General features: G+C 62.5%; 26 protein-coding genes. 9 read left to right on the top strand and 17 right to left on the bottom strand.

Going from position 1 to position 25717, the window contains the following annotated elements; all coding sequences use genetic code 11:
• A partial coding sequence (locus tag JQ629_RS19905) for an IS4 family transposase (RefSeq protein ID WP_212414103.1) occupies positions 1 to 714 on the top strand: 714 nt, incomplete at its 5' end.
• A 118-nt stretch (positions 715 to 832) separates the two neighbouring features.
• Here the strand turns inward: JQ629_RS19905 and JQ629_RS19900 are convergent.
• The 9 genes from JQ629_RS19900 to JQ629_RS19860 form a co-directional block, all read right to left on the bottom strand.
• Positions 833 to 1237, bottom strand: a complete 405-nt coding sequence (locus tag JQ629_RS19900) for a HesB/IscA family protein (protein ID WP_249135157.1) — start codon at positions 1235 to 1237, stop codon at positions 833 to 835.
• 63 nt (positions 1238 to 1300) lie between these two features.
• The gene (locus JQ629_RS19895; protein WP_192739476.1) at positions 1301 to 1687 is read right to left on the bottom strand and encodes an SUF system Fe-S cluster assembly protein; all 387 of its coding nucleotides are present in this window, start codon (positions 1685 to 1687) and stop codon (positions 1301 to 1303) included.
• Entirely contained in the window at positions 1684 to 2931 is a 1248-nt protein-coding gene (locus JQ629_RS19890) for a cysteine desulfurase (protein ID WP_212414102.1), read from the bottom strand. The genes JQ629_RS19895 and JQ629_RS19890 overlap by 4 nt, the downstream gene beginning before the upstream one ends.
• Positions 2928 to 4253 (bottom strand): Fe-S cluster assembly protein SufD, encoded by a 1326-nt coding sequence (gene sufD, locus JQ629_RS19885; protein ID WP_212414101.1) that lies wholly within the window; start codon positions 4251 to 4253, stop codon positions 2928 to 2930. Before sufD ends, JQ629_RS19890 begins: the two co-directional genes overlap by 4 nt.
• 20 nt (positions 4254 to 4273) lie before the next feature.
• Complete coding sequence (gene sufC, locus JQ629_RS19880) at positions 4274 to 5029, bottom strand: Fe-S cluster assembly ATPase SufC (RefSeq protein ID WP_212261867.1); 756 nt, start codon at positions 5027 to 5029, stop codon at positions 4274 to 4276.
• Between the two features lie 16 nt (positions 5030 to 5045).
• Complete coding sequence (locus tag JQ629_RS19875; protein WP_212414100.1) at positions 5046 to 5249, bottom strand: GlyGly-CTERM sorting domain-containing protein; 204 nt, start codon at positions 5247 to 5249, stop codon at positions 5046 to 5048.
• Between the two features lie 5 nt (positions 5250 to 5254).
• Positions 5255 to 6736 carry a Fe-S cluster assembly protein SufB gene (sufB, locus tag JQ629_RS19870; protein ID WP_212414099.1) on the bottom strand — a complete coding sequence of 494 codons (1482 nt, stop codon included), beginning with the start codon at positions 6734 to 6736 and terminating at the stop codon, positions 5255 to 5257.
• Positions 6737 to 6825: 89 nt separating this feature from the next.
• A complete protein-coding gene (locus JQ629_RS19865) occupies positions 6826 to 7986 on the bottom strand; it encodes a cysteine desulfurase family protein (RefSeq protein WP_212414098.1) in 1161 nt (386 codons plus the stop codon).
• A gap of 33 nt (positions 7987 to 8019) precedes the next feature.
• Complete coding sequence (locus JQ629_RS19860) at positions 8020 to 9234, bottom strand: acyltransferase family protein (RefSeq protein WP_212414097.1); 1215 nt, start codon at positions 9232 to 9234, stop codon at positions 8020 to 8022.
• A gap of 31 nt (positions 9235 to 9265) precedes the next feature.
• Here JQ629_RS19860 and JQ629_RS19855 point away from each other — a divergent pair, with 31 nt between their 5' ends.
• From JQ629_RS19855 to JQ629_RS19845, 3 genes are all read left to right on the top strand, one after another.
• The gene (locus JQ629_RS19855) at positions 9266 to 10207 is read left to right on the top strand and encodes a LytTR family DNA-binding domain-containing protein (RefSeq protein ID WP_212414096.1); all 942 of its coding nucleotides are present in this window, start codon (positions 9266 to 9268) and stop codon (positions 10205 to 10207) included.
• Positions 10208 to 10515: 308 nt separating this feature from the next.
• The gene (locus tag JQ629_RS19850; RefSeq protein WP_074829094.1) at positions 10516 to 11163 is read left to right on the top strand and encodes an alpha/beta hydrolase; all 648 of its coding nucleotides are present in this window, start codon (positions 10516 to 10518) and stop codon (positions 11161 to 11163) included.
• Between the two features lie 102 nt (positions 11164 to 11265).
• Positions 11266 to 11778, top strand: a complete 513-nt coding sequence (locus tag JQ629_RS19845) for a DUF1697 domain-containing protein (protein ID WP_212414095.1) — start codon at positions 11266 to 11268, stop codon at positions 11776 to 11778.
• 89 nt (positions 11779 to 11867) lie between these two features.
• On the opposite strand, the gene JQ629_RS19840 is transcribed toward JQ629_RS19845, so the two are convergent.
• The 3 genes from JQ629_RS19840 to JQ629_RS19830 form a co-directional block, all read right to left on the bottom strand.
• A complete protein-coding gene (locus tag JQ629_RS19840) occupies positions 11868 to 12191 on the bottom strand; it encodes a DMT family transporter (RefSeq protein WP_212414094.1) in 324 nt (107 codons plus the stop codon).
• 2 nt (positions 12192 to 12193) lie between these two features.
• Positions 12194 to 12871, bottom strand: a complete 678-nt coding sequence (locus JQ629_RS19835) for a glutathione S-transferase family protein (RefSeq protein WP_212414093.1) — start codon at positions 12869 to 12871, stop codon at positions 12194 to 12196.
• A gap of 118 nt (positions 12872 to 12989) precedes the next feature.
• A complete protein-coding gene (locus JQ629_RS19830) occupies positions 12990 to 14093 on the bottom strand; it encodes an anhydro-N-acetylmuramic acid kinase (protein WP_212414092.1) in 1104 nt (367 codons plus the stop codon).
• A 176-nt stretch (positions 14094 to 14269) separates the two neighbouring features.
• On the opposite strand from JQ629_RS19830, the gene tyrS reads away from it, so the two are divergent.
• Both tyrS and JQ629_RS19820 read left to right on the top strand, forming a co-directional pair.
• Entirely contained in the window at positions 14270 to 15523 is a 1254-nt protein-coding gene (gene tyrS / locus JQ629_RS19825) for a tyrosine--tRNA ligase (protein ID WP_212414091.1), read from the top strand.
• Between the two features lie 56 nt (positions 15524 to 15579).
• The gene (locus tag JQ629_RS19820) at positions 15580 to 16827 is read left to right on the top strand and encodes an MFS transporter (protein ID WP_249135160.1); all 1248 of its coding nucleotides are present in this window, start codon (positions 15580 to 15582) and stop codon (positions 16825 to 16827) included.
• A 30-nt stretch (positions 16828 to 16857) separates the two neighbouring features.
• On the opposite strand, the gene JQ629_RS19815 is transcribed toward JQ629_RS19820, so the two are convergent.
• The 3 genes from JQ629_RS19815 to JQ629_RS19805 all read right to left on the bottom strand — a co-directional run bounded on the left by JQ629_RS19815 (position 16858) and on the right by JQ629_RS19805 (position 18909).
• A complete protein-coding gene (locus tag JQ629_RS19815) occupies positions 16858 to 17148 on the bottom strand; it encodes a GlsB/YeaQ/YmgE family stress response membrane protein (protein WP_212414089.1) in 291 nt (96 codons plus the stop codon).
• Positions 17149 to 17276: 128 nt separating this feature from the next.
• Positions 17277 to 17591, bottom strand: a complete 315-nt coding sequence (locus JQ629_RS19810) for a hypothetical protein (RefSeq protein ID WP_212414088.1) — start codon at positions 17589 to 17591, stop codon at positions 17277 to 17279.
• Positions 17592 to 17700: 109 nt separating this feature from the next.
• Positions 17701 to 18909, bottom strand: a complete 1209-nt coding sequence (locus tag JQ629_RS19805) for a sensor histidine kinase (RefSeq protein WP_212414107.1) — start codon at positions 18907 to 18909, stop codon at positions 17701 to 17703.
• A 243-nt stretch (positions 18910 to 19152) separates the two neighbouring features.
• Between JQ629_RS19805 and JQ629_RS19800 the strand changes: the two genes are divergently transcribed.
• The 3 genes from JQ629_RS19800 (at position 19153) to JQ629_RS19790 (ending at position 20644) form a co-directional block, all read left to right on the top strand.
• A complete protein-coding gene (locus tag JQ629_RS19800) occupies positions 19153 to 19320 on the top strand; it encodes a hypothetical protein (RefSeq protein ID WP_212414087.1) in 168 nt (55 codons plus the stop codon).
• A gap of 25 nt (positions 19321 to 19345) precedes the next feature.
• Positions 19346 to 19765 carry a response regulator gene (locus JQ629_RS19795; protein WP_212414086.1) on the top strand — a complete coding sequence of 140 codons (420 nt, stop codon included), beginning with the start codon at positions 19346 to 19348 and terminating at the stop codon, positions 19763 to 19765.
• 117 nt (positions 19766 to 19882) lie between these two features.
• A complete protein-coding gene (locus tag JQ629_RS19790) occupies positions 19883 to 20644 on the top strand; it encodes a Crp/Fnr family transcriptional regulator (RefSeq protein WP_212389716.1) in 762 nt (253 codons plus the stop codon).
• An 8-nt stretch (positions 20645 to 20652) separates the two neighbouring features.
• On the opposite strand, the gene JQ629_RS19785 is transcribed toward JQ629_RS19790, so the two are convergent.
• Both JQ629_RS19785 and JQ629_RS19780 read right to left on the bottom strand, forming a co-directional pair.
• Positions 20653 to 21756 (bottom strand): mandelate racemase/muconate lactonizing enzyme family protein, encoded by a 1104-nt coding sequence (locus JQ629_RS19785; protein WP_212414085.1) that lies wholly within the window; start codon positions 21754 to 21756, stop codon positions 20653 to 20655.
• 94 nt (positions 21757 to 21850) lie between these two features.
• On the bottom strand, positions 21851 to 25576 hold the full coding sequence (locus tag JQ629_RS19780; RefSeq protein ID WP_212414084.1) for a YhdP family protein: 3726 nt from the start codon (positions 25574 to 25576) through the stop codon (positions 21851 to 21853).
• Between the last annotated feature and the right edge of the window lie 141 nt (positions 25577 to 25717).

Below are 25717 nucleotides of genomic sequence, written 5' to 3'. Positions count from 1 at the left end.
AGCGAGGCCATGACCGTCATCGAACAGCGGGCCATCGTGCTGCCTGCGCGGGCACAGCGGGCTGAGCGAGCCGCGCTCCTCGATCTGCGCTTCGGCGCCATGAAGCTGGCCAGACCGCAAACCAGGTTCCTGCGCCATTTGCCGAAGAGCCTCTCGCTGACCCTGGTCGATGTGCGTGAGGTCGAGCCTCAGGCCGGCATCGAGCCGCTGCACTGGCGGCTGCTCACGACGCATCCCGTGACGACGGCAGAAGAGGCCTGGCGCATCGTCGAATGGTACAAGCGGCGGTGGCTGATCGAGCAGTTCTTCCGCATCCTCAAGACGCAAGGCTTCAAGCTAGAAGACAGTCAGGTTGGGACTGCCGAGCGGCTCCTCAAGCTGGTCGCGATCGCAGCCAAGGCAGCGGTCATTACCCTCCAACTCGTGCAGGCACGCGATGGCCGTGATCATCAGCCCCTCCGGATTGCCTTCGATGCCGAGGAAGTCGCTACCCTCGCCGCCTTCAATCGTAATCTCGAAGCCCAAAGCAAACGGCTCAGAAATCCGCATCCGCCCGACAGCCTCGCGTGGGCCGCCTGGATCGTCGGCCGGCTCGGCGGCTGGGACGGTTACCCCTCGTCCAAGCCGCCAGGTCCGATCACCATGAAGCACGGCCTTGAATACTTCCACGCCGCTGTAACAGGATGGAGCCTCAGAGATGTGTGCATGCCCTAGGGCGAACGCCGGGACCCATACGCCGCGGCCCGCGTTGTTGGAAAAGGAAGATAACGACCAGCGCGCAAACCAACTGCCGCCGGTGGTTATGGGTCCCGGCTCAAGGCCGGGACGACAATTACACCTTCGCAGCCGTCAGCTGCACCGACTCGCCGCAACCGCAGGCGGAGACCTGGTTGGGGTTGTTGAAGATGAACTGGGCCTGCATCCTGTCGGCTTTGTAGTCCATCTCGGTGCCGAGCAGGAACAGCACGGCCTTGGGATCGACCAGGATCTTGACGCCGCGGTCTTCGACCACCTCGTCGGTGGGACGGACTTCGTGGGCGTATTCGACGGTGTAGGACTGCCCGGCGCAGCCGCCGTTCTTGATGCCGACGCGAAGGCCGACGATTTCGGAATCGGCGCGCTTGGTCAGTTCCGTAATACGCTGCGCGGCCGCCTCGGTCAGTTTCATGACCTGCGGGCGCGGCCGCGGCTTCGGCTTGGATGCGGGCGTGGGGGCTGATGGCGTCATGTCATTCATGTGGTCAATCCCAGCGGCAAATCAATGCCGGTTATTTTCCCGTTGAGCCGTTAAGTTTGAGCATCACCACATATTCAACACGAGGCGGGCCTCGTCGGACATGCGATCCGGCGTCCAGGCCGGCTCCCACACCAGATTGACATTGACGACGCCGACGCCGGGAACGCTGGCGACGGCGTTCTCCACCATGGTCGGCAGTTCGCCCGCCGCCGGGCAGTTCGGCGTGGTCAGCGTCATCATCACATCGACGCTGCGGTCGTCCTTGAAATCGACCTTGTAGATCAGGCCGAGTTCGTAGATGTCGGCCGGAATTTCCGGGTCGAACACCGTTTTCAGCGCCGCCACGATCTCGCCGCCGAGACGCTCGGTCTCCTCCGGCGGCAGCGCCGACTGGGTTTCCATATTGGCTTTGACTTCGTTGGCGGTTTTGACTTCGGCTGTGTCGGTCATGAAAACAAATCCTGCGCCTTGATCAGCGCCTGCACCAGATGGTCGACTTCTTCACGGGTATTATACATCCCAAATGACGCCCGGCAGGTGGCTGTGACATTGAACCGCTCTAAAAGCGGCATCACGCAATGGGTGCCGGCGCGCACCGCAATGCCCTGGCGGTCAATCACGGTGGCGATATCGTGGGCATGCGCGCCCTTCATCTCGAACGAAATCACCGGTCCCTTGCCGCGCGCGGTGCCGATCAGCCGCAGCGAATTGATCTCGCGCAGGCGATCCTGGGCGTAGGTCACGAGGTCGTGCTCGTGGGCGAGGATGCGCTCCTTGCCGATCGAATTGACGTAGTCGATCGCAGCCCCGAGCCCGATCGATTCCACGATCGCGGGCGTGCCGGCCTCGAATTTATGCGGGGGATCGCCATAGGTGACCCAGTCCCGGGCGACTTCGCGGATCATCTCGCCGCCGCCGTTGAAGGGGCGCATCGCGACCAGATGCTCATGCTTGGCGTAGAGCACGCCGATGCCGGTCGGGCCGTACAGCTTGTGACCGGTGAAGACGTAGAAGTCGGCGTCGATGTCCTGGACGTCGATCGTCATGTGGACCGCGGCCTGGCTGCCGTCGATCAGCACCGGGATGCCGCGGGCATGCGCCAGCTTCACGACGTCCTTGACCGGCACGATGGTGCCGAGCGCGTTCGACATCTGCGTGACCGCGACCAGTTTGGTACGGTCCGATAGCAGCTTTTCGAATTCCTCGATCAGGAAATTGCCTTCGTCGTCGACCGGCGCCCACTTGATGACCGCGCCGTGACGTTCCCGAAGGAAATGCCAGGGCACGATGTTGGAATGGTGCTCCATGATCGAGATGATGATCTCGTCGCCGGACTTGATGTTCGGCTCTCCCCAGGACGACGCCACGAGGTTGATCGCCTCGGTGGCGTTGCGGGTGAAGATGATCTCTTCGGTGCGTCCGGCGTTGAGGAATTTTGCCACCTTGGCGCGGCCGCCTTCATAGGCTTCGGTGGCGGCGTTGGCGAGATAATGCAGCCCGCGATGCACGTTGGCGTATTCGCTCTTGTAGGCTTCCGTCATGCGGTCGAGCACGGCGGTCGGCTTCTGGGCGGAGGCGGCGTTGTCGAGATAGACCAGCGGCTTGCCATAGACCTTCATCGCCAGTGCCGGAAAATCCTCCCGCACCCGCGCCACGTCATAGGCGCCATTCGTTACCGCCGGATGCATGGTCAACCCCTCGCCTCCAGCCAGCGCTGCGCCGCTGCGATCGCAAGCTCGCGCAGGCCGTCATTCACAATCGATTCAATCGCCTCGCCGACGAAAGCCTGAATCAGCAGCGCCTGGGCTTCCTTCTCGGACAGGCCGCGGGCGCGCAGATAGAACAGCAGGCTCTCGTCGAGCGCGCCGGTGGTGGCGCCATGGCCGCAGGTGACGTCGTCGGCAAAAATCTCGAGCTCCGGCTTGTTGTCGGCCTCGGCGTCGTCAGACAGCAGCAGCGCCCGCGTCATCATCTTGGCGTCGGTCTTCTGGGCATGCGGACGCACGATGATGCGGCCCTGGAACACCGAATGGGCGCGGTCGTCGACGACGGCGCGGAAGATTTCGCGGCTGACGCCATTCGGCACCGCATGGTCCATGAACAGCGTGGTGTCGGCGTGCTGCTTGCCGTTGAGCAGATTGACGCCGTTGGTCTCGACCCTGGAGCCCTCGCCGGCAAACGCGATGGTCGCCTGATAGCGGCTGACGCCGGCGCCCGACATCATGCCAAAGGTGTTGAAATGCGCATGCGCGCCCAGGCTCACCACACCAGAGGAAATATTGAAGGCGTCGCGACCGTCCTCGTTGAGACGGACATGGTCGAGGCGTGAATTATTGCCGATCGAGATGATCAGGGAATCGTGGACCTGATAGGCCTTGGCGCCCTCGGCCGCGATATAGCTTTCGACCAGGGTCGCACCGGCATCCTTGCCGAGCCGCAGCAGCGAGCGCGTGAACATCGCCGCCGGCACAGTGCCGCTCGCGATATGGACGATGTGCAGCGGCTGCGTCAGCACGACGCCGTCGGCGACATCGATCACCACGCCATCGGTCATCATCGCGCTGTTCAGCGCCACCATGGGATTGGCATTGTCAGGCGTGAACAACAGCGCCTGCAGCGCGGCGTCGCCGGTTTCCAGCGCCTCGCGCAGGGTGCGGATGCCGAGGCCCTTCTCCAGACCGCCGAGTTCGGAAAGCTTTGGCGCAAATACGCCATCGACCAGCACCAGCCGGCGGACGCCTTCGATGGCATGCAGCTTGGCGGCGCTGGCAGCTCGCGAAAATTCCGCCGCATCCGGCGCGGGCGCCAGCGGCAGCACCTCGCGCATCAGCGCGCGCAAATCGGTGTATTTCCAGTCCTCGATCCGGCGATGCGGCAGGCCCGCTTGCGCATAGGCAGCGAAAGCCGCCTCACGCGCCGCAGCAACCTTGCCGGCGCCGGGAAGCCGGTCGCGCGCGATCGCAAAGCTGTCGCTCAGCGCGCTCCCGGTCTCGTTTTTTACCAAAGCCACATTCATCACAAAATCCGTATCCCGCCTCAGGCTGCGTCTTCGAACTGGGCATAGCCGGAAGCCTCGAGCTCCAGCGCCAGTTCCTTGCCGCCGCTTTTGACGACGCGGCCCTTGGACATCACGTGCACGAAATCAGGCACGATGTAGTTGAGCAGCCGCTGGTAGTGGGTGATGACGACCATGGCCCTGCCCTGCGAACGCAGCGCGTTGACGCCGTCGGCTGCGACGCGCAGCGCGTCGATGTCGAGGCCGGAATCCATTTCGTCGAGGATGCAGACGGCCGGCTCGAACAGCGCCATCTGCAGGATCTCGTTGCGCTTCTTCTCGCCGCCGGAGAAGCCGACATTGACGCCGCGCTTGAGCATGTCGCGCGGAATGTTCAGGCTGGCCGCCGCGGCATAGGCCTTCTTCAAAAATTCCGGTGTCGTGAGCTGGCTCTCGCCGCGTGCCTTGCGCTGCGCATTGAGCGCCACGTGCAGGAAGTTCATGGTGGCGACGCCGGGAATTTCGACCGGATACTGGAACGCCAGGAACACGCCCTTGGCGGCGCGCTCATCCGGCGACATCTCCAGGAGGTCTTCGCCCCTAAACAGGATTTCGCCGCCGGTGACTTCGTAGCCCGGCTTGCCGGCGATGACGTGCGACAGCGTCGATTTGCCGGAGCCGTTCGGCCCCATGATCGCGTGCACCTCGCCCGGATTTACCGTAAGCGACAGCCCATGGAGGATCTCACGCTCCTCGACACGGACTTTCAGGTCTTTCACTTCAAGTAACGCAGTCATATTCTTTCCTTCTGGCCTAAACCGCCCGAACTAGAACTGGCAAAAAAAGCCAGGCAAAAAACCCTAGAGCTCCACCACCTGCAGCCAGTTTGCCGAATTCGGTAACCTCAACCGATCCTGCCAAACTGCCAATCAACACGGCAAACAACCCGACGATTGCGATCATCAAAAACAGCGCGAGCGGCGCAAACCGCACGAAGTAGAAGATGTTTCGAACCATCCGGGTTACCCGACGCTGCCCTCCAGCGAGATCGAAATCAGCTTCTGTGCTTCCACCGCGAATTCCATCGGCAGTTGCTGCAGCACATCCTTCACAAAACCGTTGACCACGAGGCCGACAGCTTCTTCCTGGCTGAGCCCGCGCTGCACGCAGTAGAACAGCACGTCTTCCGAAATCTTCGACGTGGTCGCTTCGTGCTCGAACAGCGCCGAGGAGTTTTTCGCTTCGACATACGGCACGGTGTGCGCGCCGCATTTGTCGCCGATCAAAAGCGAATCGCAGGCGGTGAAGTTGCGCGCGCCTGTTGCTTTCTTGTGAGCGGTGACGAGGCCGCGATAGGTGTTTTGCGAGACGCCGGCGGCGATACCCTTGGAGATGATCCGGCTCGTCGTGTTCTTGCCGAGATGGATCATCTTGGTGCCGGAGTCGACCTGCTGGTGACCGTTCGAGATCGCGATCGAGTAAAACTCGCCGCGTGAATTGTCGCCGCGCAGGATGCAGCTCGGATATTTCCACGTGATCGCCGAACCCGTCTCGACCTGGGTCCACGATATCTTGGAATTGTTCCCGCGGCAGTCGCCACGCTTGGTGACGAAATTGTAGATGCCGCCCTTGCCCTCGGAGTTGCCGGGGTACCAGTTCTGCACGGTCGAATATTTGATCTCGGCATCGTCGTGCGTGACAAGTTCGACGACGGCGGCGTGCAACTGGTTCTCGTCGCGCTGCGGCGCGGTGCAGCCTTCGAGGTAGCTGACGTAAGAGCCCTTGTCGGCGATGATCAGCGTGCGCTCGAACTGGCCGGTGTTGCGCTCGTTGATGCGGAAATAGGTCGACAGCTCCATCGGGCAGCGCACGCCCGGCGGCACATAGACGAACGAGCCGTCGGAAAAGACAGCCGAATTCAGCGTCGCGAAATAATTGTCCGAGGTCGGCACGACCGTGCCGAGATACTTCTTCACGAGTTCAGGGTGTTCGCGGATCGCTTCCGAGATCGGCATGAAGATCACGCCGGCCTGCTTGAGCTCCTTCTGGAACGTGGTCGCGACCGAAACCGAATCGAAGACAGCGTCGACCGCGATCTTGCGCTGGCCCTCGGGCCGCACGACGCCTTCCAGCACCTCGACTTCGCGCAAGGGAATGCCGAGCTTCTCGTAGGTCTTCAGGATGTCCGGATCGATCTCGTCGAGCGAACCGATCGTCTTCTTCGGCTTCGGCGCCGAATAGTAATAGAGATCCTGATAGTCGATCTTGGGATAGTTGACGCGCGCCCATTGCGGCTCTGTCATGGTCAGCCAGCGGCGATAGGCCTCCAGCCGCCACTCCAGCATCCAGGCCGGCTCATTCTTTTTCGCAGAGATGAAGCGGACGGTGTCTTCCGACAGCCCCTTAGGAGCCTTGTCGGACTCGATCAGCGTCTCAAATCCATATCGATATTGGTCGACGTCGATCTGCCTGACGCGATCGACCGTCTCCTGTACGGCAGCCATTTCATCCTCCGCTCGCGGTTTCAAGGACCGCGGTGGATCAATCCGGCGGTTCCGGCCTGATCGATCCTGATTGGTTCAGAACCGATTGCTTAGAACCGTTCAACCTGTGTTTCGTCGCTCTTAAGTAAGGTATTGGAGAGCTTTCGCCAAGCCTTGAGGGCTAATTCAATCTCTGTCTGTGATGTAGACCACCCCAGACTGAGCCGCACAGCTCCCTGAGCCAGTTCCCGGCCCTGCCCCATGGCGCCCAGGACGTGCGAGGGCTGGACCTTGCCCGATGAGCAGGCGGAGCCCGACGATACCGCAATACCGGCGAGATCGAAGCCAATTACGGCCGTTTCGGCTTTTAGGCCGGGAACAGCGAACAGTGTGGTATTGGGTAACCGCGGGACGTTTTCCGAGAAGACGATCATCCCAGGCGTCTGCTTCAGACCGTCCTCAAGGCTGCTCTTGAGGCCCGCCAGACGGCCGGCGTCCACTTCCAGAGCTGCCATGGCGGCCTTGGCAGCCGCGCCAAACGCTGAAATCCCCGCGACGTTCTCGGTACCCGCCCGGCGTCCCAGCTCTTGCCCGCCGCCGCGCAGCAGCGGCTCCAGCCCCTGCACGTCCCCGGCCAAAACCACCGCACCGACACCCTTGGGGCCGCCGATCTTGTGCGCAGAAAGCGTGATCAGATCGGCTTCGATCGAGTTGATATTAAAAGGGATTTTTCCAAACGCCTGGATCGCATCGACATGCAGCAGCCCGCCGGCCTCACGGACGATCCGGGCTACCTCCGCCACGGGCTGTATGGCACCGGTCTCGTTATTGGCCAGCATCACCGACACCAGCGCGGGAGGGCCGTTCAACAGCTCGCGCAGATGGTCGAGGTCAACACGCCCCGAGGCCGTGACCTTGATGGTGTTGATCGCGTCGGGTGGAAACCGTCCGCCCGACAGCACCGAGGCGTGTTCGATGGCCGACGCCAGCAGCTGCTGAACCGGCTGCTCGGCGCCCCGCCGCAAGCCCGGCGTCAGCGCCAGCGCGTTGGCCTCGGTTCCGCCTGATGAAAAGACCACGTCCTGCGGCCGGGCGCCGACCGCCGCGGCGACCGCGGCGCGGGCGTCCTCGACCAGCCGGCGCGCCTGGCGGCCCTCGGTGTGGACCGAGGACGGGTTGCCGGCGAGCTCCCAGGCCGCCGCCATCGCCGCCTTCGCTTCGGGACGAAGCGGCGTGGTCGCGTTCCAGTCGAGATAGATCCGATCGGGCATGCGCCGTCTTAACACCTTTCGCGAGGCGGCCAATCATTGCGCGGGCTGGCTCCTCGCCTGCACCGGCATGACCGGTTCGGATGCCATCCGCAATCCGAACAAGGGTCTCAAGATAGTGACGCGCCGAACGATCTCATAGGTCGCCACGCAGGCCGCGATCGTGCCCGAAATGACGATCCCCGCCTCAAGCCAGGCTGGCAGGCCCTGTCCGCGCAGTGCATGCGCAATCATGATGATCGCGGTCTGGTGCACGATGTAATACGGGAAGATCGCATCGGTGAGATAGCGCCGCACCGACGAATCCGCGGTCAGCCATCGCCGCGCGAAGCCGAGCAGCGCGACCATGCAAAGCCATTGATAGGATCCGTAGGCCAAGCCGGCCAAGATTTTCAGCGGCATGCCGCCGTACCTGGTCGCCCACACGGCGAGAAAGCACAGAAAGAATACGGCCGCCAGCGACAGCGCCAGCCAGCGCAGACGCTCCATCGCCTCCCATATGGCCGTAGCGCGGGCCAGCACAAAGCCGAACAGGAAGACGGTCGCGAACAGCGCGTGATTGTACCAGTCGCCGAACAGCGCGTGTGTCGATGGAAAGTGTGGCAGCAGCACCAGACGATAGGCCGCAAGCAGCAGCGGCGGCACGACCAGCAGCAGCACGCCCGATAGCGCCGATGCCAGCCGCCGTTCGATCCAGCCGAGAAGTCCGGGAGCCAGCGCCAGCACGCCGCCCAGCGCCATCGTGTAAACCCACAGATAGGCCACGAACCAGAGATGGTTCCAGGTCGGCAGCAGGATGCAGGGGGTTGGGCAGAATTGCGGCCCGAAAGCGAGGTAATGCCGCTGGTAGAAATGGACGAAGCCGGCCGGATAGCCAAGCGCCTCGACGATCTGGTCATAGGCCTGCGGCGGCACGATCACCAGCATGCCGAAAACCAGGGGTATCAACAGCCGCGCCGACCGTGACCGCAGCAGCGGCCCCAATTTGTATTTGCCCAGCATGAAGCGGGTAGCCACGCCCGAAACCAGGAACAACAGCGCCAGCCGCCACGGATTGAGCACCAGCATCACCGGTTCCAGCGCGGCGATCCGATGCGCGCTCTTGATGTGGAAGCCCCAGGAAACGTAGAGCATGCCGACATGGTAGAAGATCAGGAGGCCGAAGGCTGCGATCCGCACCCAGTCGAGATCGATGCGCCGCTCGGAGCCGGAAGCGGAATCCGGTGGTTGTGATATGGTTTGCTGCCACATGGCTTGATCCCTCAATGCGCGACGAAGTTGGATGACCGACGTCAAAAATGCGCCTGATGGCCGTGGCGTCGAGCCGGTTTGGGATCAAAACCAGCCTGCTTGGGACGAAACGACCCCACATGGGACCAGCGGCCTGTTTCGCGGGATAACCGGCGCCGACTGGCTGGTCTACGCCGCAGTCGCGGCGGTCGCGCTTGCGATCGGCAGCGTCAACGCGCTGTCGACCGCGGACGACATCGCCCGGCGCGGCGGCTCGTATAGCCTCAAGACGCCGCTGCTCTGGGAGATGACCAGCATTGCCGTCATCATCCTGCTGGCGCCGGCCCTGTTCGCCGCGGTCAGGCGAATCCGCCGGGAACCGCGCCGGCTGGTTCGTATTGCGCTGGTGATCGCGGCGATCATCGTCTTCTCCGCCGTGCACATCACCGGGATGGTGGCCTTGCGTAAACTGGTGCTGTGGATGCTCGGCGGCAGCTATGATTTCCACCTCTCGCTTGCGACCTTGCTCTATGAGGCCCGCAAGGACGCGGTCACGTGCCTGTTGATCGGTGGCGGCATGTGGCTGATCGACAGCCGCCGCGAGGTCGGGGCGGTTGCGACGGCGGCCCCCGCCACGGCAGCGGAAGCGCTGCCGCATATGGTCTGGCTGCGCGACGGCACCACCCGCATCCGCATCGAACCCAAAGAGATTATCTGGATCAGTTCGGCCGGGAACTATGTCGAATACAGCCTCGCCGATGGTCGCAGCCATCTGGTCCGCGGAACGCTGGCAGCGGCCGAGGCTGAGCTTGCGCGATTCAAACTGGCGCGCGTCCACCGCACCCGGCTCGCCAATCTCGGCCGGGTGACCGCCGTGGCGTTGAAGCCATCGGGAGATTTCGAGCTTACCTTCGACACCGGCCAGACCGCTGTGGGCAGCCGGCGCTACCGCAACGCCATCGCCTCGCTTGAACGCATTACCGCTTCAAGTTGAGCGGCAACCTTGCCAGGCCGGCACTAAGGCGGCCCTCGACGAAAAGAAATCTTCAAAATCCATCAAATACTTATCCCGCGCGCCGGATTCGCCTTGGCCCGGCCTCGGACGCATAAAATCCTTGCTTTTTGCCCCTCGCCTCATGCTAGAACGCGGCCACAAAGTTCACCGGCGCCGTTCGCGCGATCGCCCAACGACGCTGATCAGCCATTCATGAGCCACTTTGTCTGCGGGTCGCGCGGATGAAGTCCGCACCACCAGGTTGATTGCCAAGGGTCGTTCTCAAGGGATCAATCAAGGAATCACTGATGCCTGAAGTTATTTTCACCGGTCCCGCGGGCCGTCTCGAAGGCCGCTACCATCCGGCGAAGCAGAAGAATGCGCCGATCGCGATGATCCTGCATCCACATCCGCAGTTTCACGGCACGATGAATCACCAGATCGTCTACCAGTGCTACTACGCGTTCGCGCATCGCGGCTTTTCGGTGCTGCGCTTCAATTTCCGCGGTGTCGGCCGCAGCCAGGGATCGTTCGATCACGGCACCGGCGAATTGTCGGATGCGGCATCCGCGCTCGACTGGGCCCAGACCATCAATCCCGAAGCGCGCGCCTGCTGGGTCGCCGGCTTTTCGTTCGGCGCCTGGATCGGCATGCAGCTTTTGATGCGCCGGCCCGAGGTCGAAGGTTTTATTTCGATCGCGCCGCCCGCCAATCTCTATGACTTCTCGTTCCTCGCACCCTGCCCGTCGTCGGGCCTGATCGTGCATGGCGAGAAGGATGCGGTGGTGCCGCCGAAGGACGTCAACACCCTGGTCGAGAAGCTCAAGACCCAAAAGGGCATCGTGATCGACCAGCAGATCATTCCCGGCGCCAACCATTTCTTCGACGGCAAATTGCAGCCGCTGATGGAGACGGTGACCGGCTATCTCGACATGCGGCTCGCCAACGTCCGGTAGAGAGTTTTCAAGCGAAGTGGACGCCGGTTCGCGTGAAGAAAACGCGTCAGTTCAAAAATCCAGAGCCCCCGTTCTCGGGGGCTCTGGCTTGGGCGGTTTGCGATGACCGCCTTCATCGCCCTGCTCCGTGCCGTCAATGTCGGCGGCACCGGCAAGCTGCCGATGAGCGAGCTCAAGGCAATGTGCGAGGCGCTCGGATTCGAGGCCGTCCGCACCTACATCGCCAGCGGCAATGTCGTCTTCACCAGCCGCAAATCCGAATCCGCCGTCAAGAAGGCGCTCGAAGCGAGGCTGGAAGCCTATGCCGGCAAGGCGATCGGCGTCATGGTGCGTACGGCGGCCGAGATGCAGGCCGTGCTGAAGGCCAATCCGTTTCCAAAGGCACCGGGCAACCTGACCGTCGCGATCTTTCTCGACGCCAAGCCGCCGGCGGATACGCTTGCCGCTGTCAGACATTGCAAGGACGAAGAAATCGGACTGGGCGCGCGCGAGATCTTCGTCCATTACGGCGACGGCATCGGACAATCGAAACTGGTAATCCCTGCCGCCAAGGCTGGAACGGCGCGCAACATGAATACGATTGCGGCGCTCGCGAAGATGGCAGCAGATTTGTAGAATTGTAGGATGGGTGGAGCGAAGCGATACCCATCAATTTCATTCGACGGATGAGGTGGGTATCGCTGCGCTCCACCCACCCTATGCATTCATGCCAGCTTCAACGCGACGATGCCGGACATGACCAGCACGATGCCGGCGATCTTCACCGGGTTGAGCGCCTCGCCGAACAGCAGCACGCCCATCGTCAAGGTGCCGACCGCGCCGATGCCGGTCCACACCGTGTAGGCGACGCCGATTTCCAGCACCTGCAGCGCACGCCCGAGCAAAAACACGAACGCTGCCAGCAGCGCCAGCGAGGCGATGCTCCAGCCGAGCTTCGTGTAGCCTTCGGCGTATTTCATCGAGATCGCCCAGCCGACATCGAGCACCCCGGCGGTAACCAGCGCGACCCAGGCGACCTGCGGCGACATGGCTAGACCGCCAGTTTCAGCATGTGCGCGTTATGACGAACCAGGAAGGCGTGCAGCAATTGCGGATAGTCGGCGCCGACGGCGTTGCGGACACTTTCCCGCGTCGCCAGCGCCATCCGCCATGCGCGCACCTTCGGCGTCTGTGCGAAGATCGAGAGGTCGATCAACTCGTCGAACACATCGAAGTACCGGAAAATCGGCGCGAACACGGCATCCACGAGACTGAATTTTTCGCCGGCAAAGAATGGACCCGAACCTAGCGTCTCCTCGACGCGTGCAAACTTCGCGGCCACCGCCAACCGTTTGGCTTCAAATACCGCGGCATCGCCGGTGGTTTCGAGGCCCCACAGTTCGCTTAAAATAGTCGAGCCGAATTCCATCCAGGCCCGGTGCTGCGCCCGCGGCAACGCATCCTGCGGATGCAGTTTTGCACCCGCTTGCGTTTCCTCGATGTACTCGCAAATCACGTTGCTTTCGAACAACGCCACCTCGCCGTCATCGCTGCGCACCAACAGCACCGGCACCTTGCCGAGCGGCGAAAGCTTCAGGAACCAGTCCGGCTTGTTGGCGAGGTCGATATCGACGCGCTCGAAAGGCACGCCCTTCTCGTTCAGCGCGATCACGGCGCGCTGCACATAGGGACAAAGCTTGTGGCTGATCAAAGTCAGTTTTGCCGTCATGACGACCTCCGGGGGCGAAGCCGAGCGGCTCGCTTCATGCATCTGCATCAAACTAGATGCACATGCATGTAGTCGTCAAGGTCGATGCAATTGCATCAACAGATCTTGATCCCGGCCGTTACGGCCGGGCCATGAGCCCCCCGGTCATCGGGATCGGCACCCCCGTGGTGGCCGGATAGCTCAACGGCAGGCCCTTGAGCCCTCGCGCCGCCAAGAAGCCAAACGCCTGCGCCTCGATCGCATCCGAGGCCCAGCCGAGCCCATCGGCGGCCTCGACGGTGGCGGGCTGAAGCCGGTCGCGCAGCATCCGCAGCATGGTCAGGTTGCGGGCGCCGCCGCCGGCCACGATCCAGCTCTTCGGCACCTTCGGCAGCAACGGCACGATCCGGGCGATCGACGCGGCCGTGAACGCGGTCAGGGTCGCGGCGCCGTCCGCAGGCGACATCCCGTCGATCTTCAGCGCGGCAAAATCATTGCGGTCGAGCGATTTGGGCGGCGGCTTGGCAAAGAACGGCTGCGCCAGCGCGCGGGCGATCCAGGCGTCATCGACCTTGCCTTGCGCGGCGGTCTGGCCTGCGGTGTCGAACCGCTGGTTCAGGACGCGATACATGTGATCGTCGAGCAGCGCGTTGCCGGGACCGGTGTCGCAGGCGATCAGCGTGTCGGTGCCGTCGATATAGGTGATGTTGGAGACCCCGCCGATGTTAACCACGACGATCGGCCCCTCGCGCTCCAGCGATTGGGCCAGCGCGCGGTGATAGACCGGCACGAACGGCGCGCCCTGCCCGCCGGCGGCGACGTCGGCGGCGCGAAAATCATGCATCACGGGGATGTGGATTGCCTTGGCCAAAGCGGCGGCATCGCCGATCTGTACCGTCAATCGGCGCTCGGGCCGATGCAGCACGGTCTGGCCGTGAAAGCCGACGATGTCGATGTCCTGGGCGGAGATGCCGTGTTGCGCGGTAAAGGCGGCGACCGCCTCGGCATGGGCCAAAGTGACGGCCTGTTCGGCGTCCCGCAGGACACCCGGCCGCGCATCGCGCTGCGGCAGGTTGACGGCCTCGTACAGCGCCTGGCGCAGCAGGCGGCGCTCCGTTTCGCTGTAGGGTCGGTATCCGGATGGCCCGAAAGCCCGGACTTTCCGGCCATCGGTTTCGATCATGGCGACATCGACCCCGTCGAGCGAGGTGCCGCTCATCAAACCTATTGCCGTCAACATCATAGTAATCGTGCCTTCGCCACGCCCTGCTCGAATCGTCCCGCCGACGACGACCAGCTTGTGCCAAACACGGACATCTTATAATGCCACACCGCACGCGCTTGCGGCAGGCCATTCCGCTATGGTTCCGCAACTCGTTACAATTACCGTGAAAATAGAATGATCAGAGTCGCAGACCAATGACCGCATTTAAATCAGATTTCCTGAACATTTTACAGGAACGCGGCTTTATCCACCAATGTTCCGATTTCGAAGGCCTCGACGCGCTCGCCGCGAAGGGCCAGGCGACCGCCTATGTCGGCTACGATTGTACCGCGCCGTCGCTGCATATCGGCAATTACCTGACCATGATGATGCTGCACTGGCTGCAGCAAAGCGGCAACAAGCCGATCACCCTGATGGGCGGCGGCACCACCATGGTCGGCGATCCCTCGGGCAAGGACGAATCCCGCGCGATCCGCTCGATCGAGGAAATCGAGGCCAACAAGGCTTCGATCCGCGGCGTGTTCGCCAAAGTGCTGCGCTACGGCAACGGCGCCAGCGACGCCATCATGCTCGACAACGCCGAATGGCTGACCAAGCTGAACTGGATCGAAATGCTGCGCGACATCGGCCGGCATTTCTCGGTCAACCGCATGCTGACAATGGACTCGGTGCGCCTGCGGCTCGAACGCGAGCAGGAGATGAGCTTCATCGAGTTCAATTACATGGTCTGCCAGGCCTATGACTTCGTCGAGCTGGCCCGGCGCACCGGCTGCCGCTTGCAGATGGGCGGCTCCGACCAATGGGGTAACATCGTCAACGGCGTCGATCTCGGCCGCCGCATGGGCACGGAACAGTTGTTCGCGCTGACCACGCCGCTGCTCACCACCGCCTCGGGCGCCAAGATGGGCAAGACCGCGCAAGGCGCGGTCTGGCTCAATGCCGACGCGTTCTCGCCTTACGATTTCTGGCAATACTGGCGCAACGTCGAGGACGCCGACGTCGTGAAATTCCTGAAGCTGTTCACGATCCTGCCGATGGGCGAGATCAACAAGCTTGCGGCGCTGCAAGGCGGCGAGATCAACGAGGCCAAGAAGGTGCTGGCGACGGAAGCCACCGCGCTGCTGCACGGCCGCGAAGCCGCCAACACCGCCTCCGAAACCGCGCGGCAAACCTTTGAGGAAGGCGCAATCGCGGAAAGCCTGCCGACGGTGGAAATTCCGCGCGGCGAACTTGATGCCGGCATCGGCGTCCTCGCGGCATTCGTCAAAGCCGGCCTCGTCGCATCGAACGGCGAGGCACGCCGCCAGATCAAGGGCGGCGGCCTTCGTGTCAATGATGCTGCCGTGACCGACGAGAAGATGGTCCTGAACGCTGATAATCTCACGCAGGAAGGCGTCATCAAGCTGTCGATGGGCAAGAAGAAGCACGTCCTGCTCAAGCCTGCATAGGCGTATTCGGTTTTGACGCTTGTGTGGGATTGCCGAAGCGCGCTCCCATGCTTTCCATGGATCAAAAGGCACCAGGGGGAGACGCGTTAGCGAAGCCGCTGAAACCGGCGCGCACGGCCCTCAACGTGCTGGCGCTGTGCTTTGCGTTGTCGGTGGTCGGCCGCGGCCTCGGCGAGAGCTTTACGGTTTTCCTGAAACCGATCGCGGAGAGTTTCGCCTGGGACCGCGCCGAAGTGGTTTCGGTCTATTCGCTGACCTGGCTCGCAGGCGGGCTGATGGCGCCGTTCGTCGGCCGGCTGTTCGACCGCTCCGGGCCGCGCCTCGTCTATTCGCTCGGATTGCTGCTGCTCGGCGGCTCGTTCCTGGTCGCGTCCCGCGCGCAGGCGCTGTGGCAGTTCCAGCTCTCCACGGGATTGTGCGTCGGCATCGGCATCGCGCTGATCGGCGTCGTGCCGAATTCGATCCTGCTCGGCCGCTGGTTCGGGCCGCGATTGCCGACCGCGATGGCGATCCTCTATTCGGCGACCGGTGCGGGCATCCTGGTGCTGCTGCCGGCCTCGCAGGTGCTGATCGACCGCATCGGCTGGCGTGACGCCTATCAATGGTTCGGCATCCTGGCGCTTTGTCTGTTGCTGCCGCTACTGCTGATGCCGTGGCGGCTGTTCGCGACCGGCTCGCCGCATGTGGTCAAGAAGACCGACGACGGCTTCGTCGATGACGGCTGGACGCTGAAGAGCGCGATGCTCCACCACGTCTTCTGGGCGCTGTTCTCGACATTCTTTTTCACCGCGGTGGCGATGTACGCCATCACCGCGCAGATCGTGGCGTATCTGATCGACGCAGGCTTCCCGCCCCTGGAGGCGGCCACCGCCTGGGGCTTTTCCGGCGTGGTACTGCTGTTCGGCATGCTCGGGATTTCGACGCTCGACGGCATCATCGGCCGCAGGCCGTCGGTGCTGTTCAGCTACGGTGTTTCGATCGTCGGAATCATCCTGCTCTGGCTGCTGCAATATTATCCGAACTACTGGCTGCTGACCGGCTTCATCATCTCTTTCGGCAGCATGATCGGTTCGCGTGGGCCGCTGATCACCGCGACTGCGCTGAACATTTTCCGCGGCAAACGGGTTGGCACCATCTTCGGCACGATTTCGATCGGCAGCGGCCTCGGATCAGGGCTGGGCTCGTGGGCCGGCGGCCTGATCCATGACTGGACCCACAGCTATAACGCGCTGTTCGTATTCGCGCTGGTCAACGTGGTGTTGGGATTGATCCCGTTCCTGGTGGTGCCGGCGCTGCGGCGCTGACGATACAATCCAGGGACGGCGCAATCGTCATCACGGGCGCCACCAGCTCCTTCGCCATTGGCCGCCGCCACGAACCAGCCGCACGACGACAAGCAGCAATATCGCGCCGATGGTCGCATTGATGATTGCGCTGATGATTCCGGTTCCGAGATGAATGCCGAGCTGCGGCAAAAGCCAACTTCCGATAAAGGCGCCCACAATCCCGATAAGGAGATCGCCGACGATCCCAAAACCGGTCCCCTGCACGATTTGGCCCGCGAGCCAGCCGGCCACGAGACCGACAAACAAGATGACCAGCAAACTCTCGCCCGACATATGCATATCGTCACCTCAGCAGCTGGCCGCAGAGCCAGCATTGCAGGCTGGTCCGCATTTGTCTGTATCAGATTGATCATGCCCGACCGAACAAAGTCGGCCGGGCGGTTCTTTGGTCATTCGTAGCGCGTGGCTCAGTATCGACCGCCGCCGACACCAATGCTCACGCCGGGCGCATGAATTCCAATACCCGGTCCGCGCTCTTCATAGCCGCGCCGCTCGATGTAGCGCTCGCGCGGCGCATAGCCATACGAGTCGCGAGACTCGCGCAGGATCACGCGGCGCTCCCCGCGCTCACGCCAGCAACGGCCGTCTTCGTCGCAAACCATGCGTGCGTTCTGAATGTGGCTGTCCGATGCGACCGGGCCAATCGAAAGTGGAGCCGCCGAGGCAGCAGTGGCGAACAACGCCGCAGCGCCGGCTGCCAGCGCGAGGGTGAGCGTTTTCATTTTTTCTCCGGGGGTTGATGTGTCAGGGGCCCAATAGGCCGACGGCCCTTTGGTTCCTGCGACATCTTCACGTGTTCTGCCTGGATCGAACGGCGCGAGAGGCAAGAATCTATTCTTTGACTCGGGGCAGGATAGGCAGGTCGAGCAGGAAATGTGCCCCTTTGGGATTTCCGGAGGTGAGCGTCAGGTGGCCTTGAAGCTGCCGCACCATGCCGACGATCACCTTGAACCCCAGACTGGTTTGCGGCTGCTCAATGTCGAAGCCGTGCGGAAGGCCGACGCCCTGGTCGGAAACCTCGACATGAAGATGTTCGTCGATTTCCCGCGCACTGACCTCGATAACGCCACCGCCTTCGGGGTAGGCGTATTTCACCGCGTTTGTAACGAGTTCGTTGATCAGGAGCCCCAATGGAATGGCATGGTCAGCCGAAAGCAGCATTGGGTCGGCATGGCAGTGCAGCGTATGGCCATCCGTCGTACCCTGCAGCTTTTTGCAAAGCTCGTTCATGAAGTCTACGAGTTCGACAAAACCGACGTGCGAACTACGCCATAGATGATCATGTACCTGGGCGATGGTGTCGACGCGCAGGCTTGCATCGTCAAGCGCATTTCTGACATCCGGGGATAGAGCCGTCCGGGCCTGCACGCGCAGCAACCCGACCACTGAAGTCAGACTGTTCTTGACGCGGTGGCTCATCTCCCGCGTCAGCAGCGCCTGGTGCTCGAGTGCCTCCTGCAGCTTGGCGTCCGCCTGCTGACGTTCGATGGCGACGCCGAGCAGGCCAGCAAAGCCGGCCAGAAAGTCGGCATCCGCCTCGTCAAACTGGCCGGGATCGGCGCTATCGACCTCCAATACGCCGAAGAACGTTTTGCCCTCCCCGCCCTTTTCGATCAGCACGTTGATCGCGCGCCTGACGCCGTGATCCTTCAGGAGCTGGGGTGTCCGGAAACGGGTCTCGACCTCCAGGTGATTCGAGATAACGGTGGCCCCGGTTTGGTAGGCGTATCCGGCCGGCGATCCGAGATCGGCGGTGAGCGAGACGCTGTCGATGGTGTCGAGGTCCCAGCCGACGCCGGCGCGCACCCTCAGGTGGTCCTCTTCCGGCACATATTCCAAAACTTTGGCGAATCGCGTCTGAAGCCCGTCGGCGCAAAGCTCGGTGGCCCGCTGCAGGATTTGTCGGTAGTCGCGGGTTTGCATAGCGATGCGGCCGAACTCGCCGAGCAGGGATTGCTGCCGAAGTCGGTATGGAAGCTCGTCCCGATCAGGCGATTCTGCAGGAAACTCGAATAGTTCCTGAACTGCGTCAGACGGCATATGCAATCGCGGACCTCCCGAGCACGGCCTTCGCCAGGGATCAGTTCAGATTTCAGCCAGTGCTTTCAGAGCATTATGGCAGCCCGGCGTTGGCCAGTCTGAGCAAAACAGCTCACTTCAGCGCCCCGGTGCGTGAGCGCCCGCTCCTGCAGCATCACGAATACGTGGGTCATGGTCTGTGGTGTGGACCACCGACAGCACGAAAGGCGGCGTGCGATTACTCACGCCTTCCAGGAGGTGCGCATGCTCGATTCCGAAAGCGACCGAAAGCGCGACCTCGAGTGCCTGCGCCTGGCATCGGACCTCATTGAACTCGCATCCATGTCGCTCACCCCGGAATTGAAGGCGCAGTGTCTGCGGATGGCAGCCGAATTGACCGAGCAGGCAAATTTGGGACACGGCAGCCAGTAGCCCGCTTTGGAAAGTTCCCGTCAACATGGCTGCAGAATTGCCCAGCAAATCACCGACCATCGTTCTGATCGTAGAGGACGACACACTGCTGCGGATGTGTGTCGCAGAGATTGTTGAGGAAGCAGGCTTTGCAGTCATTGAAGCTGCTGATGCAGACGCAGCGATGGCCCTGCTGGAATCCCGCTTAGACATTGCGTTGCTGCTCACAGATATCGACATGCCCGGCAGCATGAACGGATTGCAATTGGCCCACGCGGTGCGCAACCGCTGGCCGCCAATCAAAATTCTCGTCGTATCGGGACAAGTGCGGCTACAGCCCTTCGAACTTCCGCAGGACAGCTGCTTTCTCCCAAAGCCTTACCAGACTGCGGCGCTGGTCGAGGCGCTGTGTACGCTGGCGCCTCCCTTGGGCCATCCCTATCGGGAACCCAGCAATGTCCACTGAGCTGTTTTGCTCAGACGTGAGCACCATATTCGTGCAAATCTAACCTGCCCGATCTCATAGACTCTACTCTTGTGATGATCGGCCCGAAGCACTCGCATCAACACGCTGCCAAAAGCGATGTCCCAGGCACAAATGGACCATGACCCGCGAAGCAATCAACTGCTCGGCGCCCTGGAGCCGGACAGCCGCAAGAGAATAGATTCCTACCTCGAGCCCATCGATTTTCAGCTCGAAGAAATGGTCTGCGATGCCGGCGGTCTGCTCAAGCACGCCTATTTTCCGCAAGGCTCGGTTCTGTCGCTATTGACCGTTCTGGAGAATGGCGCCGCCATCGAGACTGCCAACATCGGTCGCGAAGGTGCGTTCGGCCTCTTTGCGGCCATGTACAGCCGCGTCTCGTTCAACCGCTGTCTTGTGCAACTGCCAGGTCATACAGTCCGTTGCCCGATCGAGCTATTGCGGTATGAATTCAAAAGCAGCGAACACGTGCGCGATCTGTTCGTGAGTTACTCGGAGACCCTGCTTTCACAGGTTCAGCAGACGGTTGCCTGCAATTCCATGCACACGACGGAAGAGCGCATGTGCAGGTGGCTATTGATGATGCACGACCGCGCCGGCGGTGAAGCGCTGCCTTACACACACGAGTTTCTTTCGCATATGCTCGGCGCGAACCGAAAATCCGTAACGCTTGCCGCACAGTCGATGCAGACCGCCGGTCTCATCCATTATCGCCGCGGCACCATCCAGGTACTTGACCGAGCGGGCTTAGAGAAGGCGTCATGCGAATGTTACGCCATCGTCAAGGAGCGCTTCGATGCGTTCCTGACACCGCCTTCGACGGCGGTACAGGGCCACAACAAGGGCCGTACGGCCGGGTGAAGCCCCCGCTAGACCCGATAACGCTCCATGACCTCGCGGTCCGGCTCGTAACCGAGCCCCGGCCCTTCCGGCACCGCGACCGCGCCATCGGCTCCGACATCGATCGCACCGCGCCAAAGGCACGCGGCACGCTTCATATAAAAGAACTCGACGAAGGTCTTGTCGTCACGCAGCGACAGCAACTGCAGCGTCGCCAGAAGGCCCGGACCGAAATAGGGCGAATGCGGCGCCAGCCTGACGCCCATTTGATCGGCCAGATCAACCACCTTCAGATATTCGGTGATGCCGCCGACCTTGGTCACCGAGGGCTGCGCGTAGCTGACCGCGCCCGCATCCATCATCAGGCGAAATTGATTGACGGTGCAGGCATTCTCACCGGCGGCAATATCGAGCCCGCCCTTCGTGCGGGTCTCCGCCAGCGCGGCAAAATCTTCCGGCGGCCATACCGGCTCCTCCAGAAACATCGGCGCGGCCGCCTTGCATTCATGCGCGAAGGCGATGGCTTCCGCCGACGTCATCGGGCAGTTCATATCGACCATCAGCGGGATGCCGTCGCCGATCGCGCGCCGTGCGGCGAATACGGCTGATACCGTCGTCTCATGAAGCTTGATGGCGGTGTAACCCCGCCGCAGCGCCGCCTCGCATTCGCTGGCGACGAGATCGGGTGTTCCGATCCGCAGCAGGCTGGCATAGGCCGGAATCCGCGCCCGCTTGCGCGCACCCAACAGGCGGTGAAGCGGGACGCCTTGCATGCGCGCCGCGAGGTCCCACAACGCGATATCGAGGGCGGAGATCGCGAACATCGTGATGCCGTAGCGGCCGAACAGATGCAGATTGCGCTGGATGCGATCCATGAAGGCGGGAATGTCCGCGGCGTCGGGGACCTCGAGACCCCGGGCCTGCGGCGCAATCATTTCATCGATGGCGGTGGCACAGGATCGCGGGCACACATAGCTGAAGGCGTCACCCCAGCCGGTCAGTCCGGCATCGGTCGAGACCTCGACAAGAACGATTTCGAGCGCCGATATCGCCGAGGCGCCCTGTTTGAAGCTCGCCACGCCAGCGTCATAGGGGATGCGGATATGATGCGCACGGACGTTGGTGATCTGCATGACGCCAGCCTCCCGGTTTTTTGAAAGCTAGCGCGGGACGATGCCGATTGGCCAGATCAATCGCTGATGACAAAATCCCTCAACAGTTCACGCCCTAATTATTGGTCGGCGGGAATTCGATCGGGTTGTTCTGCTTGCCGGTGTTGAACTCGAAAATCTTGCGCAGCACGCCGGGCGCCATCGCTGAAATCGGATTGACGCGCAACACCGGCGCTGCCGGCGTGCCGACGACCTCATAGGTGACGCCGATCAGGCCCTCATTGCTGCCGCCGCCGAGGAACAGCCCAAGCACTGGAATCTGGCCGAACATGTTGTTGAGCCCGTACATCGGAACGAAGGTCCCGCTCATGCGCACGGAGTTGCCGATATAATCGAGCGTGCCTTCGATGGTGGCGCCGATGGTCGGGCCCTTCACGACGCCGTCCCGGATCGTGAGATGTCCGCTTTGCCGGGTGAATTCCGCGCGCAACGCCGAGAACGACACGCCGTTCTGTACGCCTGCCGGTCCGCCCGCCGCCGCGCGCTCCAGTTCAGGAACGCCTTTGACGGAGAAGTCGCGGATATTGATCAGGCCCTCTTTGGCTGATGGTTCGACCGTCGGCGGTTCCATCGCGAGTGAGAGCTGACCGCCGAAGACCTTCGAGTTGGTATCGGTGAAGCGGAGGAACGCCCCGGCGTCATTGGTCTGCAGAATGATCAGGTCACGCCCCTGCCCCTGCACGCGACCGCGCAAATCGGCGGACACCGGCGAATCGCGCCCGACCTTGCCCGTCATCGCAAACGTCTTGATGACGCCATTGCGCCGGGACATCTTGGCGTCGACGCTGCGCAGCGCCTCGCCATTGTGGCCGGCGACCGCGCCGAGCTTGACGTCGATGTCCAGATCGATGTTCTTGGTCTTCTTGGCGTCGGCTTCCTTGCCCGAGATCGCCGATTTGAGGAAGCCACGGCCGTCGAACACGTCGCCGCGCATCGTCACCTTCACGACGCCATCGGCATTGCGTTCGGCTTTCAGCGAGGTCTTGTCGCCTTCCGACGGCGAGTAGGTCGGGAAGTTCGCGGTCATCAGCTCGCCATTCGCGTCGACTTCCAGCGAGCCCTTGATCGAGACGCCGCCGCCATCGACGACGATGTCCTGGAACAGCGTCGACTGCTCCTTTTTGACGACGCTGAAGGTCGCCTTGCCGGACCTGCCCGGCACCTTGACCCAACCCGGCAGGATGTTGTCGAGCCGGAGCGAGGTGAGATCGGCCTCGATACCGACGCGGGTGTCGTTTTCGCCGATCTTGCCGATCAACTTGATCGGGATCGCGCCGCTGACGGCCGGACCAAGATCGAGCCCAAGACGCGCGCGGCTGGCGTCATCCAGTGTCGCCGACAGCTTGATGTCGGCGTCGCCTTCGTTCGGCTTGCGATAATCCAGCGACGCCGCCTGGCCGTTGATCTTGACGTCGCCCCTGACCTGATAGCCGTTATTGTTGGCAACGACCTTCAGCGTGTTGGCCTCCAGCTTCTGGTTCATCACCAGCTTGTCGATGGAAACCCCGCCGAGATCGGCGGTCACGGAATAAGTGGTATCGGCCTTGGTCAGCACGCCCTTGACCGGCATGCCGAGCATGACGGTGGCCGTCACATTTCCCTTGCTCGCGTTCGGATCGACGAAGGTGGCGGATACGTCGCTGAGGCGATCGGATGCCAGAATCTCGGCCGCCGCCGGAATGGTGCCGTCGATGCGGAACTTGACCTTTGCAGGCGATGGCTTCGGCGCCATGTCCGGCACCTCGAAGCTGAAATCCGAAATGGTGACCTTGCGACCGGCCGGCGTATCGGCGATGCCCTGGCCGATGTTGACGGTGGCGGTGCGGCCCGTCACCCGCGCCTTCAGGTCGGCGTCGCGTACGACCGGCATGTCATCGACGGGGCGCACCGTCACGCCCGTCGCCGTGATATTGACCGCCAGGCCGTCGTCGGGAATCGGCGGGCCCTTGCGCGACAAATTTCGCACCGGCGAATTGACGCCGACCTCGATGCGCTGGAGCGTGCCGCGTTCGATCCGCTCGATCACCCATTCGCGCACTTCCGGCACGATCAGGACCGGCCACATCCGTTTGAGCGCGGCGGCCGACATCGGCGTACCGGCAAAGCCAAGCTGGAGCCGCGCCTCGCCGGAATAATCGACGCTGCCGGTTCCGGCGACGCCGATCTCGCCATTGCTGATATCGGCCTGCGTCAGCAAAAAGCGCTTCCTGTCTGTGTCGAAGCGCATGCCGATCGCGATGCGATTGAAGATCAGCGGCTGTTCGCCCTCATTGCCGGCCAGCACGATGGTGCCGCCACTCAACCCGGCCTGCCATTCGGTGGTGGTTCCATTCGGCGGCTCCAGATGGCCGAGCAGCGTGACCCGGTTGGCACCGGAAATGATCTTGAACGGGGCGACCAGCACGCGCCGCGCGGAATCCCATTCGACGTTCATTTCCGCCGCATCGATCGCCATCGGATAATCGGGCGTATCGCTGTCGATGATGTGGCCGGCACCGGCGGTCAGCTTGCCGCGGAAATAGGTCGGCAGGCCATCGCGGCCGAGTTCGCCTTTCAGTTCGCCCGAGAGCGGCAGGTTTGCGCTGTAGGTGAGATCCTTGACCCGCATCGCCAGCAGAATATTGGCCGTCGGCACCTTGTCGGCACGCAGATCGACCGAGCGCACGCCGTTGGTCGGCGGCCCGATCACCGCCCGCAGCGACCATGGTCGGGCGCCCTCCTCGCCCACGCTCAGCGCCACTCCACCGGCGCTCGGCCGGCGAAGGCTCATGCTGATATTGTCGAACGTCCATTTGTTGCCGCGCTGCTGGTCGTCGACGACCAGATTGCCGTTCTTCAAGCCGATTTCGTTGAGATTTTGTCCGTCGAGACCGGTCAGGCTCAGGCTGTCGAGCCAATCGAGGCCGGCCAGCAATCCGTTCTGTGCCGTCTCGGGCGCCGGCGTGCCAGGCGGCGGTGCCGGCCGCGGGAATGTGGGCGCCAAGCCAGCGTCGTGCTTGGAGGCTACGCCGGTCGCCAATGGTTTGGCCGTGTCACCGGCGGATACCGTCACCTGGCCATCCGGTGTGATTCGTACCGCGAGTTCGGCATCGACCAAATTGAGGCTCTCGGCGCGAAGCCGCCCCATCAACAACGCGGTGCCGGATAATCTCACTTCGGCTTTCGGGGCGCTTGCGACAATCGCCTGGTCGCGATCCCTGACCACGATGTCGCGGATACGCACCGCGATTCGAATTTTGCCGGCGCGCTCGATTTGCGTGCCACCGACCTCGACCGTATTGCCGTGCCCGATATTTTCCTCGATCGCCGCCGCAAGCCAGGGCGTCGCCAGGTCGAGATTGATCGGCCCGGCGCCGAGCCGCCACCAAAGCCCGCCGAAACAGCTGGCAAAGATCACGGCCAGCACCGCAATCACGACCGTCAGGCGCTTGACCCAACGTTCGCCGGTGACCCATCGGTTCAGCGCCGAGACATTGTCGCTGAAGCGGTGAAAACGGGAATTGGAACGGGACAATAATCGCCGTGCGCGGTGGCGCGCCGCCTCGTCCTGGTCGGTATCCCAGCCGGCCTCGTCATCCCATTCCGAGATATGAGCCTCAGCACGCGGATTCGACCCTTGGGGTCCGGAACCCTGGGGTCCAGAACCTTTGAGCCCAGAACCTTGGAGCCCAGGACTTTGGGGCGAACTATTCCTAGCCATTGCCTCTCGGTGCTGGCGCTGAGGTTGATCGTCGCCGCAGGCGCGCCCATCGATCTGTATCGAGCGCTCCTGTGTCGGCATCGCTGCCAATCCTCGATTAATACTGTTACTCGTAGCCAGGCCCAAGGACTCAATCGCCGACTCAATCAAACGGACCTTCAACGAGCGGACGGGTGGTGCGTCGAATTCCTTGTAACCATACTCCGAGGTCATCAAACTTGC

Source organism: Bradyrhizobium sp. AUGA SZCCT0222, assembly GCF_018130205.1.
Classification (GTDB): domain Bacteria; phylum Pseudomonadota; class Alphaproteobacteria; order Rhizobiales; family Xanthobacteraceae; genus Bradyrhizobium.
Note: the sequence above shows the minus strand (reverse complement) of the source record. Positions and strands in the feature narration are given on the sequence as shown.

What these genes read in the sequence shown, in the direction of transcription:
- JQ629_RS19900 (WP_249135157.1), bottom strand. Translation starts at nt 1,237, where the DNA reads ATGAATGACATGACGCCATCAGCCCCCACGCCCGCATCCAAGCCGAAG.
- JQ629_RS19895 (WP_192739476.1), bottom strand. Translation starts at nt 1,687, where the DNA reads ATGACCGACACAGCCGAAGTCAAAACCGCCAACGAAGTCAAAGCCAAT.
- sufD (WP_212414101.1), bottom strand. Translation starts at nt 4,253, where the DNA reads ATGAATGTGGCTTTGGTAAAAAACGAGACCGGGAGCGCGCTGAGCGAC.
- sufC (WP_212261867.1), bottom strand. Translation starts at nt 5,029, where the DNA reads ATGACTGCGTTACTTGAAGTGAAAGACCTGAAAGTCCGTGTCGAGGAG.
- JQ629_RS19875 (WP_212414100.1), bottom strand. Translation starts at nt 5,249, where the DNA reads ATGGTTCGAAACATCTTCTACTTCGTGCGGTTTGCGCCGCTCGCGCTG.
- sufB (WP_212414099.1), bottom strand. Translation starts at nt 6,736, where the DNA reads ATGGCTGCCGTACAGGAGACGGTCGATCGCGTCAGGCAGATCGACGTC.
- JQ629_RS19865 (WP_212414098.1), bottom strand. Translation starts at nt 7,986, where the DNA reads ATGCCCGATCGGATCTATCTCGACTGGAACGCGACCACGCCGCTTCGT.
- JQ629_RS19860 (WP_212414097.1), bottom strand. Translation starts at nt 9,234, where the DNA reads ATGTGGCAGCAAACCATATCACAACCACCGGATTCCGCTTCCGGCTCC.
- JQ629_RS19855 (WP_212414096.1), top strand. Translation starts at nt 9,266, where the DNA reads ATGACCGACGTCAAAAATGCGCCTGATGGCCGTGGCGTCGAGCCGGTT.
- JQ629_RS19850 (WP_074829094.1), top strand. Translation starts at nt 10,516, where the DNA reads ATGCCTGAAGTTATTTTCACCGGTCCCGCGGGCCGTCTCGAAGGCCGC.
- JQ629_RS19845 (WP_212414095.1), top strand. Translation starts at nt 11,266, where the DNA reads ATGACCGCCTTCATCGCCCTGCTCCGTGCCGTCAATGTCGGCGGCACC.
- JQ629_RS19840 (WP_212414094.1), bottom strand. Translation starts at nt 12,191, where the DNA reads ATGTCGCCGCAGGTCGCCTGGGTCGCGCTGGTTACCGCCGGGGTGCTC.
- JQ629_RS19835 (WP_212414093.1), bottom strand. Translation starts at nt 12,871, where the DNA reads ATGACGGCAAAACTGACTTTGATCAGCCACAAGCTTTGTCCCTATGTG.
- JQ629_RS19830 (WP_212414092.1), bottom strand. Translation starts at nt 14,093, where the DNA reads ATGATGTTGACGGCAATAGGTTTGATGAGCGGCACCTCGCTCGACGGG.
- tyrS (WP_212414091.1), top strand. Translation starts at nt 14,270, where the DNA reads ATGACCGCATTTAAATCAGATTTCCTGAACATTTTACAGGAACGCGGC.
- JQ629_RS19820 (WP_249135160.1), top strand. Translation starts at nt 15,580, where the DNA reads ATGGATCAAAAGGCACCAGGGGGAGACGCGTTAGCGAAGCCGCTGAAA.
- JQ629_RS19815 (WP_212414089.1), bottom strand. Translation starts at nt 17,148, where the DNA reads ATGCATATGTCGGGCGAGAGTTTGCTGGTCATCTTGTTTGTCGGTCTC.
- JQ629_RS19810 (WP_212414088.1), bottom strand. Translation starts at nt 17,591, where the DNA reads ATGAAAACGCTCACCCTCGCGCTGGCAGCCGGCGCTGCGGCGTTGTTC.
- JQ629_RS19805 (WP_212414107.1), bottom strand. Translation starts at nt 18,909, where the DNA reads ATGCCGTCTGACGCAGTTCAGGAACTATTCGAGTTTCCTGCAGAATCG.
- JQ629_RS19800 (WP_212414087.1), top strand. Translation starts at nt 19,153, where the DNA reads ATGCTCGATTCCGAAAGCGACCGAAAGCGCGACCTCGAGTGCCTGCGC.
- JQ629_RS19795 (WP_212414086.1), top strand. Translation starts at nt 19,346, where the DNA reads ATGGCTGCAGAATTGCCCAGCAAATCACCGACCATCGTTCTGATCGTA.
- JQ629_RS19790 (WP_212389716.1), top strand. Translation starts at nt 19,883, where the DNA reads ATGTCCCAGGCACAAATGGACCATGACCCGCGAAGCAATCAACTGCTC.
- JQ629_RS19785 (WP_212414085.1), bottom strand. Translation starts at nt 21,756, where the DNA reads ATGCAGATCACCAACGTCCGTGCGCATCATATCCGCATCCCCTATGAC.
- JQ629_RS19780 (WP_212414084.1), bottom strand. Translation starts at nt 25,576, where the DNA reads ATGCCGACACAGGAGCGCTCGATACAGATCGATGGGCGCGCCTGCGGC.